Below are 16578 nucleotides of genomic sequence, written 5' to 3'. Positions count from 1 at the left end.
CCGCGTGGCAAATGAAACACTGACGATCCGCCGGCCCGACGACTGGCACGCGCATTTGCGCGACGGCGAGATGCTGAAGGCCGTGGCACCCTTTACCGCGCGCCAGTTCGCGCGGGCGATCGTCATGCCCAATTTGGTGCCGCCGATCGCTACGCCGGAAGAAGCAAGCGCCTACCGCGCGCGGATCGTCGACGCGACCGGGCCGGGCTTCACGCCGCTGATGACCTGCTACCTCACGGATTCGACGAGCCAGGATGAGCTCGCCCGCGGGTTCGAGACCGGCGCGTGGATCGCCGCCAAGCTCTATCCGGCGGGCGCGACCACCAACAGCGCCAGCGGGGTCACCGACATCCGCAACATCTACCCGGTGCTGGAGCGGATGGAGCGCATCGGAATGGTGCTGTGCGTCCACGGCGAGGTCACCGATCCGCGCATCGACGTGTTCGATCGCGAAACCGTGTTCATCGAGCGCGTGCTCGCACCGGTGACGCGCGACTTTCCAGGACTGAAGATCGTGTTCGAGCACATTACGACCGCGCAGGCCGTTCAATTCGTGCTGCAGGCGGGGGACGGCTTGGCCGCGACCGTCACGCCGCAACATCTGATCCTCAATCGCAATGCGATTTTCGCCGGTGGCTTGAGGCCGCATGCGTACTGCCTGCCGGTCGCCAAGCGCGAGGAGCATCGCCTGGCCGTGCGCAAGGCCGCGAGCTCGGGCTCGCCGAAATTCTTCCTCGGCACCGACAGCGCGCCGCACAGTCGCGAGGCGAAGGAATCATCGTGCGGCTGCGCCGGGATCTTCAATGCGCCGTTCGCGCTCGAAAGCTATGCGACGGTGTTCGAGGAAGAAGGCGCGCTCGATCATTTCGAAGCTTTCGCGTCAGAGAATGGGGCGCGCTTCTACGGCCTGCCCCTCAACGAGGGGAGCGTGACGCTGGAGCGCAGTGAGGCCCGCGTTCCGGACGAACTCGCGGGAGTCGTGCCGTTCCAGGCCGGCGAAGTGCTGGGCTGGAGATTGCTTGCCTGAAGTCCAATCGAGGCGCATCCTGCGCGCCTCCCGGGGGAGATTGGTCATGCGCACATTGCAGTTCACGACGGGCGTTGCCTTGCTGTTGTCCACCGCCGCGACTGCCGCCAGCGCGGATTATTACCTCAAGATCGACTCAGTCGCGCGCGAGACTCCGCAAGGCTTCATCTATCTCAAGGCGAAGAGCACCGGCGATCTCGACGGCGACGGGCGTCCGGACACGGCGGTCATCCGGTTGAATTGCGCCGCGGGCGTCATTCATGCCGCCCAGTACCAGGTGATCAGTCCGCGTGATCAGGCTTCGGGCCAGGCGACCGGCAAGCGAATGCACAAGCCGTTCACGATCGTGAAGGAGTGGGACGCCGCGACCCCGCAGCTGATGGCCATGAAGGCGGGCTACGACATCAAGAAAGTCGAGGGCACGGGAGCGCGGATGATGGCAACCGACGACTGGTCGCCGATCACTCTCACCGAGAGCGAGCCGCTATGCGCGGAGGCATCCGCTGCGGCGGCCGTCAAAACGCGTTCGAACATTCAAAACAACTAACCGGATCAGCCCCTTCGGGCGCCAATTCCGGTGGTGCCAATGACCGCGCCGAAATGATCCTCGAGCGTCCGGTAGCATTCGCACGCGCGACGCTTGAGGCCCGCGCGGTCGGCGACGCGGACGACTCCGCGCCCCGTCGTCACCAATCCTTCCTCCTGGAGCTCGCGGATGACGGCATTGACCGTCGTGCGCTGGACGCCGAGCAGCGATGCGAACGCCTCCTGCGTGAGCTCGATGCGGTCGCCCGCGCGATCCTGCGCATGGAGCAGCCAGCGCGCGGCTCGCTCGGGGATGGAATGAAAAGCGGTGCAAGCGGCTGATTGCATGACCTGCGACAGCAAATAGTCGGAAAAGCGGCAGAACAGGTTGGCGATGAAGGGCGAGCGCCCCTTGGCCTCTTCCAGGGCTTTCATCGGGACGCGGAATGCCGACCCGCCGATCAATACTTCGGCGCGTGAAAAAGCGGGCGCGTGACCGCAGCTTACGATTCCTCCGACCGCCCCTTCGCGGCCGACTGATGCGACTTCGATCGACCGTCCGCCCGACAATTCGACTCCCATCGAGATCATCGTCGACCCGACCGGGAACAGGCTCGCCTCGACCTCATCGCCGCGCCGCAGCACTTCCTCGCCTTCGGCAAGGGCAACCAGCGTTCCGAACGGCTCGATCAAGCCGCGGGCCTCCGCCGAGAAGGTCGACAGCAGGCGGTTACCGGCGAATGCCTCGTCAGCCTGAATCAGCTCATCGGCCATGACCTCGGCCATTTCGTCTCCCAGGCGCGGCGCCCCGCCGTCATTACGCGCGCGAGCCGATCGCGTTCCACGCCGCGATCCGGCTCAATGCCCGACTTAAACTGGATCGACCTCGATCCTGCGGCCGACGAGGAGGCAGTCGGCGACAAGCCGGAGCGGCGCGACGTCGACGAGGCTGCTGCGTTGGTCGATCAGGTCGACGAAGGTCGAATAAATGTCGGGATATTCGCCCGGCCCGTGGTCCTCGTGAACGTCGCCATTGAGGACCAGCCTTGCGCCGCCGTCTTCCAGACGAAGCGATGTGCCGTCGGTAGTCCCGACGGCAATGGTCCATTCCTCGTCTTCGCTTCGACGCCAGTCGAGACTTGCGGTCAGTGGACCATCGGCCTCGGGGCTGAAAAAGCCGATGTCGGCGGCGATCGGCGTTTGACTGTTCCGCGGCACGCTGAGGTCGGCCGAGCGCACGAACAGGCCGCCGGGGAAAATCTTCGTCGCGATCGAAAAGGCGTTGATCCCCGGATCGAACACGCCGAACCCGCCCGGCTCCCAGATCCATTGCTGGCCGGGGTGCCATTTATGGAAGTCCTCGTGCCAGTGGATCGCCATCGACCGGATGCGCTTGCCGGCGAGCGCCTTGGCGGCCGCATCGACCGTCGCATGGTGCTGGGCATGCCAGGTGGTGAACAAGGTCCGCTGTTCCGCTTGCGCCAGGCAATCGAGATCGGCGATCTCGGCGGTTCCGGTGGTAGGCGGCTTTTCGAGCAGGCAGTGAAGCCCGGCGAGGAGACATTCGCGCGCCATGTCGTAGCGCGGTTCGGGCGGCGTGGTGATCGCCACCGCCTCAAGCCCATCGACGGCGCCGATCAGCTCGCGCCAGTCGGTGAATCTCTGCGCGACGCCCTCGCCGGACCGGCTCGACGTCGCGAGCAGGTCGAACCGCGGATTGGCCTCGATGGCAGGAACATGCTGATCGGCGGCGATCTTGCCGAAGCCGAGGATCGCAATCTTGATCGGCTTCAAGACCGCACCCCGGCGACATAAGCGTGTGCCTTTTCGAGTGTCTCGGCCGGCGATTGGCCGGGCTTGTACAGGCCTGACCCGAGCCCGAAGCCGGCAGCGCCGGCGTCGATCCAGGGCTGCATATTGTCCGGAGCGACGCCGCCGACGATCAGCACGGGCACATCCTTGGGAAGCACCGCGCGCTGGGCCTTCAGCACTGCGGGCGATGCGCCCTCCGCGGGGAACAGCTTGAGCGCCGTCGCTCCCGCCTCGAGAGCGGCAAACGCTTCGGAGGGCGTGAAATAGCCCGGGCAAGACACCAATCCGGCTTCCGCTGTCGCCGCGATCACCTCGCTGTTGGTGTTGGGCGAGACCACGAGCCGGCCTCCCGCAGCCTTGACGTCATGAATCTCGCTCCAGCGAAGCACGGTCCCGGCGCCCACCAGTATCTGCTCGCCAAATTTTGCAGCCAGCCGCTCGATGCTTCCGAATGGGTCCGGCGAATTCAGGGGCACTTCGATAATCCGGATGCCGCCCTCGTAAATGGCGTCGCCAATCGCCTCGGCCGCGTCGGGCGTCACCCCGCGGATGATCGCGATCAGCGGGCATTGCACGAGATAGTGGCGCAGGGTTTCGGTCGGGCTCATGAAATCCTCTTCGCGATCTCCCCAATGCCCGCGAGGAAGCAGCGTTCCCCGTCGAGCTCGATCGTTTCGCGACCGGATTCCGCGATCGCCGCCGCATAGAGCCGGGTCAGCTCGGGGCGTCCCATGACGGCGATCTGCGCCGTCAGCGGCCAGGTGAGGCCAATGCGCACGTCGGTTCCGATCAGCAGCCCGCTGGTGTAGGACGGCGCGTCTTCCTTGGGCTTCTGGCCAAGGAGCACAGCGGCACGGATTCCGAACAGCGACGCGGGAAGCAATTCGCGCTCCATCGCGTCGCGCACCCCTTGCCTGAAGGCGTCGTTGACCTCCACCGGTCCTTGCAGGAGGTCGCACAGGATGCTGTGCTCCTTCAGCAGGTTGAACAGCTCGCCCGTCATCACGGTGCCGAAGGTCTGCAACTTGCCATGGCGCAGCAATGCCCATTTGTTGTGGGTGCCTGGGTGGCAGACGAAGCCCTCGGGATCGACCAGGCCCGACGCGACGCCGCCCAGCAGCTGCACCTCCTCGCCGCGCATCACGTCGGCACGCCCTTGGCCGACATAGGACATGCCAGGCACGATCGCCTCGCGCTCGCCGGGCCAGACCAGCGCCGCCGCCAGCTCATCGATTCCTCCCGGGCAGGGCACGTAAGGCGCCTCGACCCAGCCGCGATTGGATCCGATCATGCCGGCGAGAAGAAGCGGATGATCGCCGAGCCGCTCGCGGATTTCCGCGACCGCAGCCGGGAAGCCGCCGCTGGGCACCGACAAAATGCCCTTGCCGTCCTCGAACTCGCCTGGGCATTCGCCCGACGAATCGATCCGGTAGCCGCGCCGATTGGTCGTGCCCCAGTCGACCGCAATAAATCCGTCCATCCAGCGCATGGCCTCGCCCATGGGGCCAACAACTGCGCCCGCGCAACTTCGCTCCACCGACATTGTTGTCTAGGGCAATGCGAATGGCGGAGGTGCAATGCATCGCGGACGTTCACGCCGTGCTCGGAGAAGGGCCGGTCTGGGTGACGCGCGAGTCGGCGCTTTACTGGCTCGATATCAAGGGCCGGAAAATCTTCCGGCTCGACGGGGACGGCCGGCTGGCCGAGTGGCCGACGCCGCTGCGCATCGGCTCGCTGGCGCCGAGGAAAAGCGGTGGGTTCATTGCCGGGACGGAAGACGGCATCGCCCTTGTCGATCCGGCCGCGGACCGGTTCGAGATCATCGCCAAGCCCGAGGAGCAGCTTCCGGATAACCGCTTCAACGATGGGAAAGTCGACCGCCGCGGGCGGTTCTGGGCGGGCACCATGGACGATAGCGAGCGGGCCGCGACGGGAACGCTTTACTGCGTGGCGCCAACTGGCTGGGCCGCCGTAGATAGCGGCTACAAAGTAACCAACGGCCCGGCCTTCAGCCCGTCCGGCGACATCATGTACCACAGCGATTCCGCGCGGCAGGTGACGTATGCCTTCGACCTCGGCGCCGATGGCCAAGCCGCCAACCGCCGCACTTTCCTCCAATTCGGCCCGGGCGACGGCTACCCCGACGGAATGACCGTCGACAGCGACGGCTGCCTGTGGATCGCCTTCTGGGACGGCTGGTGCATTCGCCGCTTCTCGGCGGCGGGCGAGTGGGTCGAGACCGTCAAAATGCCCGTCCAGCGCCCCACCAGCTGCGCCTTCGGCGGACCCGATCTCGACCGGCTGTACGTTACTTCGGCGAGCATTGACCTCGATCAATCGGCCCTGGAAATGCAACCAAATGCCGGGGGGTTGTTTATGACGGTTCCAGGGGCGAGGGGACTGGCTGACGTCCCCTATGACGGCTGACGAGACCTTAGGAGACTAGGCCATCGCCAACTTCATGTTCGCGACCGGGATCGAAAACAGCATCCCGACGATCAACCACGGCAAGATCCGCATCGACGAGATGGACGTCTGCGGCCATTACGAGCGTTGGCGCGAGGACTTCGACTGCGTCCAGGAAATCGGCATCAATTTCCTCCGCTATGGACCGCCGATCCACAAGACTTACCTTGGGCCGGGCAAGTTCGACTGGGAATTCGCCGACCTCACCTTCGCGGAGCTCAAGCGACGCGAGATCACGCCGATCGTCGACCTCTGCCATTTCGGCGTGCCCGACTGGCTCGGCAACTTCCAGAATCCCGATTTCCCTCGGCTGTTCTCCGACTATGCCGGGGCCTTCGCGGAACGCTTCCCATGGGTGCAATTGTACACCCCGATCAATGAGATGTTCATCTGCGCGGTGTTCTCCGCGAAATACGGCTGGTGGAACGAGCAGTTGAAGGACGACCGCTCGTTCGTCACCGCGATCAAGCACCTCGTCAAAGCCAATGTCCTGGGGATGATCGAGATCCTCAAGCGCCGCCACGACGCGATCTTCATCCAGTCGGAATCGTCGGAATATTACCACGCCGATTCGCCCGCCGCGATCGGCCGCGCCGAGGTCCTGAACCAGATGCGGTTCCTCAGCCTCGACCTCAATTACGGACGGCGGGTCGATAGCGGCATGTACCAATATCTGCTGGATAGCGGGATGACCCGCGAGGAATATGAGTGGTTCCTCGACCACCGCCTCAAGCAGCATTGCATCCTCGGCAACGATTATTACCAGCTCAACGAGCACCGCGTGTTCGCCGACGGCCACACCGTCGCCGCCGGCGAGACCTTCGGCTATTCCGAGATCACCCGCCAATATTACAACCGCTACCGGCTTCCGGTGATGCACACCGAGACCAACCTGTGGGAAGGCCCGCACGGCGACGAAGCGGTCAAATGGCTGTGGAAGGAGTGGGCGAACGTTCTGAGGCTGCGCAACGTCGGAATCCCGACCGTGGGCTTCACCTGGTATTCGCTGACCGACCAGATCGACTGGGACACCGCGCTTCGCGAGCAGAACGGCAACGTCAACCCGCTCGGGCTGTTCGATCTCGACCGCAAGATCCGCAATGTCGGCCGGGCGTACAAGCAATTGATCGCCGACTGGCGCAACGTGCTGCCGGCTTCGAGCGTGTGCCTCGTGGTGCCCATCAAGCGCGTCGGCGAGCATCCGGACGAAGATGACGATGACGCGGCCGGGCGTCGCTTCGGCGGCAGCGGGACGCAGGCGGCCAAGGCGGAGGAAGCATGACGACGCGCAAGATCGGCCGAATCGAGACCTTCTATGCGCCGCCGCGCTGGCTATTCGTCCGCGTCGAGAGCGAGGACGGCGCCTTCGGCTGGGGTGAAGCGAGCCTCGAAGGCTGGGCCGAGGCGGTCGACGGGGCGTTCGAGGCGCTGCGCGACCGTTTCATCGGCGTCGACCCGTTCAACATCGAGGACATCTGGCAGGTCGGTTACCGCGGCGGCTTCTACCGCGGCGGCGCGGTGCTGATGAGCGCCCTCGCCGGGCTCGAGCAGGCGCTGTGGGATTTAAAGGGCCGCGCGCTCGGGCTGCCCGCTTGGCAGATGCTCGGCGGCAAGGTGCGCGACAAGGTCCGCTCCTACGCCTGGATCGGCGGCGATCGGCCGCATGAGATCGCGGAGGCCGCGGAGGTTCGTCGCAACCAGGGCTTCACCGCGGTCAAGATGAACGCCACCGCTGACCTCGATTGGATCGGGACTCCAAAACTGTTCGACGACGTCATCAAGCGCGTCGAAGCGGCTCAGGCGCTGGGCATGGACGTCGGGCTCGATTTCCATGGCCGCGTCCACCGCCCGCTGGCCAAGCAACTGGCGAAAACGCTGGAGCCGCTCGGCCTCCTGTTCATCGAAGAGCCATTGCTCTCGGAGAACCCCGAAGGCCTGGCGCAGATCGCCGCGCTGACCTCGACCCCGATCGCGCTTGGCGAGCGATTGTTCAGCCGGTGGGACTTCAAGCCCTTTTTCGAAGCGGGCGCGGTCGACATCATCCAGCCCGATTTGAGCCACGCCGGCGGCATCCTCGAGGTGCGCAAGATCGCGGCCATGGCCGAGGCCTATGACATTGCGGTCGCGCCGCATTGCCCGCTGGGGCCGCTGGCGCTCGGCGCCTGCCTGCAGATCGCGGCCTGCACGCCCAACCACGCGATCCAGGAAATCAGCCTCGGCATTCACTACAATACCGGCGGGCACGACCTTCTGAACTTCTGCACCAACCCGGAGGCGCTGACCCCGGTCGGCGGGTACCTGCCGGTGCCGGAAGGCCCGGGCCTCGGCGTCGACATCGACGAGGCCGCGGTGCGTGAGGCCGACAAGGACCGCCACCGCTGGCGCAACCCCATCTTCCGCACCGCCGACGGCAGCTTCGCCGAATGGTGAGCTAGCCGCTCAGTGGCATTTGAAGCGCTCGAATGGCTCCAGGCAGGATTTACAGCGCCATTGGGCTTTGCACGGAGTGGCGCCGAAGCGGCTGACCTCCTCGGTATCGGCCGAGCCGCATTGCGGGCATTCGGCGAGCGCTGACGGGTTCGGCGGCGCGATCCCATAGGCCTTGAGGCGTTCGCGGCCGCGCTGCGTGATCCACTCGGTGGTCCAGGGCGGGAACAGCACCCGCTCGATGTGAACCGCTTGAAAGCCTGCTTTGTCGAGCGCCTCGCGGATCGAATGCTCGATCGCCACGGTGGCCGGGCAGCCGGTATAGGTCGGGCTTACACGGACCCGCGGCGGATTGGCGACGAAGCCGCGAATGATGCCGAGGTCGCCGACCGTCAGAACCGGGATTTCCGGATCGGGAACGTCGGCGATCGCGGCCATGATGGCCGCTTCGTCGAGGATCGTGGCCGCAGTCGCCATGACGGGGATGTTACACCCGTTCGAGCGCGAGCGCGATTCCCTGGCCGACGCCGATGCACATGGTGGCGAGCGCGAGCTTGCCGCCGCTGCGCTGCAACTCCTCGGTGGCGCTCAGCGCGAGGCGTGCGCCGGACATGCCGAGCGGATGGCCGAGCGCGATCGCGCCGCCGTTGGGGTTCACGCGCGGATCGTCGTCGGCGACGCCCAGCCGGCGGAGCACCGCGAGCCCCTGAGCGGCGAACGCCTCGTTCAGCTCGATCACGTCGAAGTCGGCGATTTTGAGACCGAGGCGCTTCATCAATTTCTCCGTCGCGGGGGCCGGGCCGATGCCCATGATCCGCGGCGGGACGCCGGCGACGGCGGCGCCGAGCACGCGAGCGCGGGGCGTCAGGCCGTTGCGCTTCGCCGCCTCCTCGGAGGCGATGATGATGGCGGCGGCACCATCGTTGACGCCCGAGGCGTTGCCTGCCGTGACGGTCCCATCCGGACGAACGATCGGTTTCAACCTGCCCAGCGCTTCGAGCGTGGTCGCGCGCGGGTGCTCGTCCTTGTCGACTACGATTGGCTCGCCCTTGCGCTGCGGAATCTCGACGGCGACGATCTCGGCCGCGAGGCGGCCGTTGCCTTGCGCTGCCGCCGCCTTGTCCTGGCTGCGCAGCGCGAAGGCGTCCTGGTCTTCTCGGCTCACCTGGAACTCCTGCGCGACATTCTCGCCCGTGCTCGGCATGGTGTCGTCGCCGTAGGCGTCCTTCATCCTCGGATTGACGAAGCGCCAGCCGATGGTGGTGTCATACATCTCGACGTTGCGGTCGAACGCGGATGTCGCCTTAGCGATGACGAACGGCGCCCGGCTCATGCTCTCGGAGCCGCCGGCGATGATCATCTCGGACTCGCCGCCGCGGATCGCCCGCGCCGCCATCGCCACCGCGTCGAGGCCCGAACCGCATAGGCGGTTCAAGGTCACTCCGCCCGAGCTGTCGGGCAAGCCGGCGAGCAGGCCCGCCATCCGCGCTAGGTTGCGGTTGTCCTCACCGGCCTGGTTGGCGCAGCCGAGGATCACGTCGTCGAGCTCGGACCAATCGACGCCGGGGTTGCGCTCGATCAGCGCCCTGATCGGGATCGCCGCGAGGTCGTCCGCGCGCACGCTCGACAGCGCACCCGCGTAGCGGCCGATTGGCGTACGAATGTAGTCGCAGATGTAGGCTTCGGTCAGAGCACGCCCCTGCGCATCTGATCGAGCTCGATGCTCTCGAACAAGGCCTTGAAATTGCCTTCGCCGAAGCCTTCGTTGCCCTTGCGCTCGATGATCTCGAAGAAGATCGGGCCGATCACGTTCTGGGTGAAGATCTGCAGCAGCAGTCCCTGACCCTCGGTCGGCGCGCCGTCCATCAGGATTTGCCGCTTCTCGAGCTCGGGGATGCTCTCGTCATGGCCTTGGATGCGCTCGGGCAGCAGCTCGTAATAGGTGTCGGGCGTGTCCTGGAACGGAATGCCCCGGGCGCGGATGATGTCGACGCTGTCGTAGATGTTCGAGGTCCCGAGCGCGATGTGCTGGATGCCCTCGCCTTTGTACTCGCGCAGGAACTCCTCGATCTGGCTCTTGTCGTCCTGGCTCTCGTTCAACGGAATGCGGATCTTGCCGCACGGGCTGGTCATCGCCTTGGAGAACAGACCGGTCGATTTGCCCTCGATGTCGAAGTAGCGGATCTCGCGGAAGTTGAAGAGCCGCTCGTAGAAGTCGGCCCAGACGCTCATCCGCCCGCGGTTCACGTTGTGAGTGAGGTGGTCGATGTAGGTGAGCTTGGAGTCGGCGTCCGCCATCCGCTGCTGCCAGTCGGGGTGGAAGTCGAAGTCGACCTCGTAGATCGAATTGTCGCCGTAGCGGTCGACGAAGAACAGCCGCGAGCCGCCGATGCCCTCGATCGCCGGAATATCGAGCTCGCCGTCGCCCTTGCTCACTTCGATGTTGGTGGCGCCGAGCTTGAGCGCCCGCTCGTGCGCGGCCCTGGCGTCCTTGACCCGGAACGCCATCGCGCAGGCGCTCGGCCCGTGCGCCTTGGCGTAATCCTCGGCGTAGGAGCCGGGCTCGGCGTTGATGATGAAATTGCAGTCCGCCTGCTTGTGCAGCGTGACGTTCTTGCTCTTGTGCCGCGCGACCTCGGGGAAGCCCATCCGGGTGAACAGCGAGCGCAACAGCTCGATGTCCGGCGCGGTATATTCGACGAACTCGAAGCCGTCGGTGCCCATCGGGTTGGCAAACCCGGTGACGGTATTCTCGTCGGCGACTTGCGTGGCCATTCTATTCTCCTTCGCGCGCCAGTTGCGCTTCGCGTCCCAGCTTTTCAAGCGATCCGAAACGCAGCAAACGCAGCGGTCCCACGCGTGCGCGCGTGTGGCGCGCGCGAAAGGGCGGCTGCGGGCGGCGCTTTCGGGTGAAGCTGGAAGCGGGTCATTGGCGCCGGCATAATCGCACGCAGGGCTTGTAGGACAGGAGAATCGCGATGGACGCTCCCGAAGGATGGACGCTCGAGGACGGCGGCAAAGCGCTGGTGCGGACCTTCAAGTTCAAGGATTTCAGCGAGGCGTTCGGCTTCTTAAGCCGGGTCGCACTGCACGCCGAGAAGGCCGACCACCATCCAGAGTTCACCAGCGTCTGGAACCGGGTCGATTTCCGCCTGACCAGCCACGATGCCGGCGGCGTCACCGACCGCGACGTGGCTCTCGCGGAGGCGATCAACCGCCTGGCCGGTTAACCATTGCCGGCAAGCCTTTGGCAGCCTTCTCAAGAGCAGAATCGTCCCCGAACCGGGTCGAGTGGACACGCCCGCGTTAACCAGGGAGTGGACGATGCGACGATTAACGCAAATTGTGCGATGCGAGCGCGGAGCGAATGCGATCGAATATGCCTTCGTCGCCACGCTGATCGCGATCGCGGCCCTGGGCGCGTTTCATGCGCTGGGAGACAAGATCGACACGATGTACGGCAACGTGTCGAACCATCTCTAGCAGTTGCTCAGGCCAACGGGTAATGGCTGCTTTGGGTGGAAAGCGGACATCACGTGGCGCATCGACGAGACGTATGGAGCGACCCGTCCCGCCACCTCTCTAGTCGGATTGTGCGTGTCACGCGCACCAAAGTAACAATGTTCCTCTGCACTGGTCGGACGGCTCTTGGCGTGTCGCCAGCCTCCCCTTGCGTTTCAACCGTTGTAAAGAGCCGGTTCCCGCGAAGCGTCCACCGCCCCTCTGTCTCCGACGTCCCGTAAGTTCCATCAGCTCTGTAGATCGCAGCGGTGTCCCCTTCACATGAACCGCCGTCTAGGGTCCAAACCCCAATCAATCTCGCCTTTTGGACCGTGCCATTAGCGGCGTAAGCGGGTCTGCCGGTGACGAAGGCGATTGCGGCTAGGACCAAGAACGTTCGGGGCATGGTCTCATCAAGCTGCCCGAATGGCCTAATGTCTGCAATGGGTGGAAAGCGGACGCTGGTCCGATCAGCTGAGCGGCGGCTGCCACCGCGCCGTGGCGGATATTCTGCGCGCGCGACTATGCAGGTTTCGTTTGCAGGGGCCGACACAAATCACGCCAATAGTGGCTTGGGACATCCGTCGTGTCGAGTTTGACGCCGAGCTTCACACCTTCCTTTGGCAGGTCTTGTTGCCAGTTGAGTTCAATTGATCGATCGATGTCGCGAGCTTGCGTGATCAGCGCGTGCAAGTCGAACTGACGTTCCGGACTGATCGCGGCAGCGCCTTCATACCCACGGATACCAATCCAAACCGTTTTCTCCTGCAGACGCAGCAGGTCGTAATTGCGGAGCTCACTGTAGATGGTGCCATAGGCAATTCGCTGTTTGAGGGGCATGTTTGTCAGCGTGTCGCCGGCCTGTTCCCAAGCGGTGGTGTCGAGCGCGAACCCCAACGGGCGATCAATCGGGCTGGTGAGTTTGGTCGGCCTGCCGCTATGCTGCGCCGCCAGCCAGCCCTCAAGCTCGGCCAGTCTGCGCCGTGCGCAATCGCCCTGCGCGATCCGCAGGCGATATGCGTCCAGGCTTTGGCCCAGCTCCATATTCAGGGATTGGCGAAGGTCCGCTACGGCGGCACGGGAGCGCCAGCGATCCACAAGTTGCTGAGCCCATAGGGCGATCAACACACCCAGGATGACCACGACGAGCTCGGTGCCGAACGCGCGCCACCCGTGCTCCGGCCGTAGTGTGCCGAATCTCATGTTTCTGCCCCCGCGGGGAGATGTCACACAGGCGGCAGATGTCCGCAATGGGTCGAAAGCAGACATTGCGCGTTCAGGCCTGGAATGAGATACGGACGCGCAATGACCCGCCGCACGATCAGCGCCGTTTATTACTATCCCGACGAGGTTGGGACCGGCTGACGCGCGCATAGCTCAGACGACCAACCTCGACCCGCTCGGCTCCCGCCCGGCGGGTTTTTTATTGCTCACGAGAAGGACGAAGAATGCTCGACATTGAAGACAAGGCCCCTCCACCGTCCTCCGGACGGTCCCCCTCCCCGAGCGAGCTCGGGGAGGATTGGGAGAGCTACGTTGTCCCGCAGAACTGGGAGGCGTTCACCGCCGAGGACCATGCGGTGTGGGACCTGCTGTTCGCGCGGCAGGTGGAGCTGCTTGGCAGCCGCGTGGTGTCGCCGTTCCTCGACGGGATCGACCTGCTGCGCCTGTCGCACCCGGGCGTTCCGGACGTCGAGGGGCTGAACGCGATCCTCGAGCCGCGGACCGGGTGGCGGACGGTCGCGGTGCCGGGGCTGGTGCCGGACGACGTCTTCTTCGCCATGTTGGCCAGCCAAGTGTTCCCGGTCGGCAATTTCATCCGCACCCGCGAGCAGCTCGATTACCTCGAGGCGCCGGACTGCTTCCACGACATGTTCGGCCACATCCCGATGCTCGCGCACCATGAGTATGCCGACATGACCCGGCACATCGGCGAGCTCGGCAGCGCAGCGATCGCCGCCGGTCAGGGGCACAAGGCGGCGCGGCTCTACTGGCACAGCGTCGAGTTCGGGCTGGCACTGGAAGCAGGCGAGCTGAAAATCCTCGGTGCGGGGCTCGCTTCGAGCTTCGGCGAGGCTCATTTCAGCCTGGAGAGCGAGGCGGTCGAGCGGGTGCCCTTCTCGGTCGAGCAAGCGGTCGACACGCCCTACAAGCACGACGCCTTTCAGCCGCGCTACCTGGTATCGGAGTCGCTCGAGGGGACCATAACCGATGTGATGACTTTGACTCGGGAGCGGTTGCTGGCGTTATAGCCCCAGCATGACCGATCAGCGGGTGAAGGGCGAATATCGCAGCGGACATGATCCCCGCACGCTGCGCGATGCGCTTGGCTGCTTCGCGACCGGAGTGACCGTGGTCACCTGCCTCAACGAAGCCGGCGAGCCCGCGGGGCTGACGGTCAACAGCTTCACCTCGGTGTCGCTCGATCCGCCGCTGCTGCTGGTGTGTCTGTACAAGCAGGCGGCTAGCGCGACCGCGCTGACCAGCGCGACTCACTTCGCGATCAACGTGCTCCAGACCGGGCAGCAGCCCGCCTCGATTACCTTCTCGACCCGCGTCGAGGACCGTTTCGGACAGACGCCCTGGTCGTGCGGGGAAGCGGGTGCGCCGATCTTCGAAGACTCGCTCGGCGTGTTCGAGTGCGAAAATTACGCGGTCTATGACGGGGGCGATCACCACATCCTCGTCGGCCGCGTGGTCAAGGCGAGCTTCGATGCCAGCCTCGACCCCTTGCTCTATTTTCGCGGCCGCTACCGGCGTTTGCACTTCGACTAGTCTCGGCTAGGCACGCGGCCATGCTGGCACTGGATTTCATCAAGGCAAACCGGGACACGGTCGAGCGCGCGATCCGCGACAAGGGCGTGGACGTCGATCTCGACGTGCTGCTGACGCTCGATGCCGAGGTGCGTGGAGCGAAGACCGAGATCGAGCGCCTGCGCGCCGAGCGCAACGCGATCAGCGCCCAATTCCCGAAAGCGGCGCCGGAGGAAAAGGCCGAGCTCGGCCGCAAGGCCAAGGAGGCAGGCGCCCGCGCCTCGGAGCTGGAGAATGACCTCGCCGCCAAGGAAGGCGAGCTGTCGCTGCTGATGCTTCAGCTTCCGGGCATCCCTTACGAAGGCGCTCCGGTCGGGCCGGACGAGAGCTACAACACGGTCATTCGCACGGAGGGCTCGCCCCCGAGCTTCGGGTTCGAGCCGCTCGACCATGTCGCACTGATCGAGAAGAACGACTGGGGCGATCTGTCGCGCGTCACCCAGGTTTCGGGATCGCGCACCTATTGCCTCAAGGGCCGCCTCGCACTGCTTGAGACCAAGTTGATGGGTTGGGCGCTCGAGAAGATCGCCGCTGCGAATTTCACGCCGATCACGGTGCCCGCGATCGCCCGCGAGCAGGCTTTTCTCAACCAGGGCCAGTTTCCCGGGCACCGCGAGGAGACGTACCAGCTACCCAACGACGATCTATGGCTCGCCGGGACCGCCGAGGTAGTGCTGACCTCGCTCCATTCGGGCGAGATCATCGAACACGACAAGCTGCCGATCCTCTACGCCGGTTACTCGCCGTGCTTCCGCCGCGAGGCGGGAAGCGCCGGCAAGGACGTGCGCGGCCTGCTCCGCGTCCACCAGTTCGTGAAGGTCGAGCAATATGTGATCTGCGAGGCCGACGGCGCGCAGTCGGCCGAGTGGCACGCGACGCTGCTCGGTCTTGCGGAGGAGCTGCTGCAGGCACTCGAAATCCCCTATCAGGTGATCGAGACCTCGACCGGCGACATGGGCCTCGGCAAATATCGCATGAACGATATCGAGAGCTGGGTCCCGAGCCTCGGCAAATATCGCGAGACGCATAGCTGCTCGACGCTGCACGACTGGCAGGCGCGGCGCGCCAACATCCGTTACCGCGGCAGCGACGGGAAAGTGCGCTTCGCCCACACGCTCAACAACACCGCACTCGCGAGCCCGCGCATCCTCGTTCCGCTGCTCGAGAACCACCAGACCGAGGACGGACGGGTGCGGCTGCCCAAGGCGCTGCAGGAGCTGATGGGAGGCGAGTTCCTCTGAGCGTGGAGTGGGAAGGCGACGACGCGCCACCGACGCGCAACCTGGGCGAGATCGCCTGGAACGTCGGCCGGATGATCGGGACGTTCCGCAAACGCGGGCCGCGCGGACCGCTCGACGGCCAGCCGGTGCTGGTGATCCCGGGCTTCCTGTGCGGTGATCAAACCACCTTCTCGTTGCGGCGCGAGCTCGCTCGCGCGGGCTTCCGGGTGCACGGCTGGAAGCAAGGCTGGAACTTTGGCGCGCGGCCGGACACGCTCGAAAAGCTCGGGGAGCGCATCCATAGCCTCGGCCATGACCGGGCCATCGTCATCGTTGGCTGGAGCCTCGGCGGCCTTTTCGCGCGCGAATATGCGCGGCACCATCCGGAGCAGGTAAAAGCGGTCATTACGCTCGGGACTCCTTTTTCCGGTGACCCGCGACAGAACAACGTGTGGCGGCTCTATGAGTGGGTTGCCAAGCATCCGGTCGACGACCCTCCGATCCCGCGCATCACCGACAAGCCGCCGGTCCCGCACCTGGCAATTTGGTCGCGGCGGGACGGGATGATCGCGCCTCGTGCGGCGCGCGGGCTCGATCATGAACGCGATGAGGAGGCCGAGCTCGACTGCCATCACATGGCGTTTGCAATTTCGCCACGCGCAGCGCGCGACGTGGTGCGCGAGTTAAAAAGGTTCCTCGAGGACTACGCCTAGCTTCACTGGTCGTGTCACCAGGCGGTCGCTATTCTGTCACGTTCAAGTCTTGCCCCTCATCGATAATGTTTGC

At 65.1% G+C, this 16578-nt stretch carries 19 protein-coding genes; 11 read left to right on the top strand and 8 right to left on the bottom strand.

Going from position 1 to position 16578, the window contains the following annotated elements:
* Positions 1-4: 4 nt before the first annotated feature.
* The gene (gene pyrC, locus N539_RS0101180; RefSeq protein WP_028968778.1) at positions 5-1027 is read left to right on the top strand and encodes a dihydroorotase; all 1023 of its coding nucleotides are present in this window, start codon (positions 5-7) and stop codon (positions 1025-1027) included.
* A gap of 46 nt (positions 1028-1073) precedes the next feature.
* A complete protein-coding gene (locus N539_RS0101175) occupies positions 1074-1574 on the top strand; it encodes a type VI secretion system tube protein Hcp (protein WP_028968777.1) in 501 nt (166 codons plus the stop codon).
* A 5-nt stretch (positions 1575-1579) separates the two neighbouring features.
* Here the strand turns inward: N539_RS0101175 and N539_RS0101170 are convergent, their stop codons facing one another.
* The 4 genes from N539_RS0101170 to N539_RS0101155 form a co-directional block, all read right to left on the bottom strand.
* Positions 1580-2338 (bottom strand): Crp/Fnr family transcriptional regulator, encoded by a 759-nt coding sequence (locus N539_RS0101170; protein ID WP_051531134.1) that lies wholly within the window; start codon positions 2336-2338, stop codon positions 1580-1582.
* Positions 2339-2422: 84 nt separating this feature from the next.
* Positions 2423-3346: a Gfo/Idh/MocA family protein gene (locus N539_RS0101165; RefSeq protein ID WP_028968775.1), complete on the bottom strand. Its 924-nt coding sequence runs from the start codon at positions 3344-3346 to the stop codon at positions 2423-2425.
* The gene (locus tag N539_RS0101160) at positions 3343-3972 is read right to left on the bottom strand and encodes a 2-dehydro-3-deoxy-6-phosphogalactonate aldolase (RefSeq protein ID WP_051531133.1); all 630 of its coding nucleotides are present in this window, start codon (positions 3970-3972) and stop codon (positions 3343-3345) included. Before N539_RS0101160 ends, N539_RS0101165 begins: the two co-directional genes overlap by 4 nt.
* On the bottom strand, positions 3969-4844 hold the full coding sequence (locus N539_RS0101155; RefSeq protein WP_231462805.1) for a 2-dehydro-3-deoxygalactonokinase: 876 nt from the start codon (positions 4842-4844) through the stop codon (positions 3969-3971). Before N539_RS0101155 ends, N539_RS0101160 begins: the two co-directional genes overlap by 4 nt.
* 83 nt (positions 4845-4927) lie before the next feature.
* On the opposite strand from N539_RS0101155, the gene N539_RS0101150 reads away from it, so the two are divergent.
* From N539_RS0101150 to dgoD, 3 genes are read left to right on the top strand one after another with little or no spacing between them, the layout of a single operon-like run.
* Positions 4928-5791 (top strand): SMP-30/gluconolactonase/LRE family protein, encoded by an 864-nt coding sequence (locus tag N539_RS0101150; RefSeq protein ID WP_197018310.1) that lies wholly within the window; start codon positions 4928-4930, stop codon positions 5789-5791.
* Positions 5792-5825: 34 nt separating this feature from the next.
* Positions 5826-7112, top strand: a complete 1287-nt coding sequence (locus N539_RS14845; protein WP_051531131.1) for a family 1 glycosylhydrolase — start codon at positions 5826-5828, stop codon at positions 7110-7112.
* Positions 7109-8260, top strand: a complete 1152-nt coding sequence (gene dgoD / locus N539_RS0101140; protein ID WP_028968771.1) for a galactonate dehydratase — start codon at positions 7109-7111, stop codon at positions 8258-8260. The genes N539_RS14845 and dgoD overlap by 4 nt, the downstream gene beginning before the upstream one ends.
* A 9-nt stretch (positions 8261-8269) precedes the next feature.
* Here the strand turns inward: dgoD and paaD are convergent, their stop codons facing one another.
* From paaD to hppD, 3 genes are read right to left on the bottom strand one after another with little or no spacing between them, the layout of a single operon-like run.
* Positions 8270-8734 (bottom strand): 1,2-phenylacetyl-CoA epoxidase subunit PaaD, encoded by a 465-nt coding sequence (gene paaD, locus N539_RS0101135; protein ID WP_028968770.1) that lies wholly within the window; start codon positions 8732-8734, stop codon positions 8270-8272.
* 10 nt (positions 8735-8744) lie between these two features.
* A complete protein-coding gene (gene pcaF / locus N539_RS0101130; RefSeq protein WP_028968769.1) occupies positions 8745-9947 on the bottom strand; it encodes a 3-oxoadipyl-CoA thiolase in 1203 nt (400 codons plus the stop codon).
* A complete protein-coding gene (gene hppD, locus N539_RS0101125; RefSeq protein WP_051531284.1) occupies positions 9944-11032 on the bottom strand; it encodes a 4-hydroxyphenylpyruvate dioxygenase in 1089 nt (362 codons plus the stop codon). The genes pcaF and hppD overlap by 4 nt, the downstream gene beginning before the upstream one ends.
* A gap of 203 nt (positions 11033-11235) precedes the next feature.
* On the opposite strand from hppD, the gene N539_RS0101120 reads away from it, so the two are divergent.
* Both N539_RS0101120 and N539_RS18315 read left to right on the top strand, forming a co-directional pair.
* The gene (locus N539_RS0101120) at positions 11236-11487 is read left to right on the top strand and encodes a 4a-hydroxytetrahydrobiopterin dehydratase (protein ID WP_051531129.1); all 252 of its coding nucleotides are present in this window, start codon (positions 11236-11238) and stop codon (positions 11485-11487) included.
* Positions 11488-11581: 94 nt separating this feature from the next.
* Positions 11582-11740 (top strand): Flp family type IVb pilin, encoded by a 159-nt coding sequence (locus N539_RS18315; protein ID WP_028968766.1) that lies wholly within the window; start codon positions 11582-11584, stop codon positions 11738-11740.
* A 540-nt stretch (positions 11741-12280) separates the two neighbouring features.
* On the opposite strand, the gene N539_RS17515 is transcribed toward N539_RS18315, so the two are convergent.
* Complete coding sequence (locus N539_RS17515; RefSeq protein WP_051531126.1) at positions 12281-12961, bottom strand: hypothetical protein; 681 nt, start codon at positions 12959-12961, stop codon at positions 12281-12283.
* Between the two features lie 245 nt (positions 12962-13206).
* Here N539_RS17515 and N539_RS14840 point away from each other — a divergent pair, with 245 nt between their 5' ends.
* The 4 genes from N539_RS14840 to N539_RS14835 are packed head-to-tail and all read left to right on the top strand — an operon-like array spanning position 13207 to position 16505.
* Positions 13207-14010, top strand: a complete 804-nt coding sequence (locus tag N539_RS14840; protein ID WP_051531124.1) for a phenylalanine 4-monooxygenase — start codon at positions 13207-13209, stop codon at positions 14008-14010.
* Between the two features lie 7 nt (positions 14011-14017).
* Entirely contained in the window at positions 14018-14533 is a 516-nt protein-coding gene (locus N539_RS0101095) for a flavin reductase family protein (protein WP_028968764.1), read from the top strand.
* Between the two features lie 20 nt (positions 14534-14553).
* Entirely contained in the window at positions 14554-15813 is a 1260-nt protein-coding gene (gene serS, locus N539_RS0101090; protein ID WP_028968763.1) for a serine--tRNA ligase, read from the top strand.
* A 2-nt stretch (positions 15814-15815) separates the two neighbouring features.
* Entirely contained in the window at positions 15816-16505 is a 690-nt protein-coding gene (locus N539_RS14835) for an alpha/beta fold hydrolase (RefSeq protein ID WP_051531121.1), read from the top strand.
* The last annotated feature ends 73 nt before the right edge of the window (positions 16506-16578 follow it).

Origin of the sequence: Sphingomonas sp. URHD0057, from assembly GCF_000620665.1 — a bacterium.
In the GTDB taxonomy this organism is placed as follows: domain Bacteria; phylum Pseudomonadota; class Alphaproteobacteria; order Sphingomonadales; family Sphingomonadaceae; genus Sphingomicrobium.
Note: the sequence above shows the minus strand (reverse complement) of the source record. Positions and strands in the feature narration are given on the sequence as shown.

Excerpts from the sequence above, each read along its gene's own strand:
- N539_RS0101175 (WP_028968777.1), top strand. The coding sequence starts at position 1,074 with ATGCGCACATTGCAGTTCACGACGGGCGTTGCCTTGCTGTTGTCCACC.
- N539_RS0101170 (WP_051531134.1), bottom strand. The coding sequence starts at position 2,338 with ATGGCCGAGGTCATGGCCGATGAGCTGATTCAGGCTGACGAGGCATTC.
- N539_RS0101160 (WP_051531133.1), bottom strand. The coding sequence starts at position 3,972 with ATGAGCCCGACCGAAACCCTGCGCCACTATCTCGTGCAATGCCCGCTG.
- N539_RS0101155 (WP_231462805.1), bottom strand. The coding sequence starts at position 4,844 with ATGGACGGATTTATTGCGGTCGACTGGGGCACGACCAATCGGCGCGGC.
- N539_RS0101150 (WP_197018310.1), top strand. The coding sequence starts at position 4,928 with ATGGCGGAGGTGCAATGCATCGCGGACGTTCACGCCGTGCTCGGAGAA.
- N539_RS14845 (WP_051531131.1), top strand. The coding sequence starts at position 5,826 with ATGTTCGCGACCGGGATCGAAAACAGCATCCCGACGATCAACCACGGC.
- dgoD (WP_028968771.1), top strand. The coding sequence starts at position 7,109 with ATGACGACGCGCAAGATCGGCCGAATCGAGACCTTCTATGCGCCGCCG.
- paaD (WP_028968770.1), bottom strand. The coding sequence starts at position 8,734 with ATGGCGACTGCGGCCACGATCCTCGACGAAGCGGCCATCATGGCCGCG.
- hppD (WP_051531284.1), bottom strand. The coding sequence starts at position 11,032 with ATGGCCACGCAAGTCGCCGACGAGAATACCGTCACCGGGTTTGCCAAC.
- N539_RS0101120 (WP_051531129.1), top strand. The coding sequence starts at position 11,236 with ATGGACGCTCCCGAAGGATGGACGCTCGAGGACGGCGGCAAAGCGCTG.
- N539_RS18315 (WP_028968766.1), top strand. The coding sequence starts at position 11,582 with ATGCGACGATTAACGCAAATTGTGCGATGCGAGCGCGGAGCGAATGCG.
- N539_RS17515 (WP_051531126.1), bottom strand. The coding sequence starts at position 12,961 with ATGAGATTCGGCACACTACGGCCGGAGCACGGGTGGCGCGCGTTCGGC.
- N539_RS14840 (WP_051531124.1), top strand. The coding sequence starts at position 13,207 with ATGCTCGACATTGAAGACAAGGCCCCTCCACCGTCCTCCGGACGGTCC.
- N539_RS0101095 (WP_028968764.1), top strand. The coding sequence starts at position 14,018 with ATGACCGATCAGCGGGTGAAGGGCGAATATCGCAGCGGACATGATCCC.
- serS (WP_028968763.1), top strand. The coding sequence starts at position 14,554 with ATGCTGGCACTGGATTTCATCAAGGCAAACCGGGACACGGTCGAGCGC.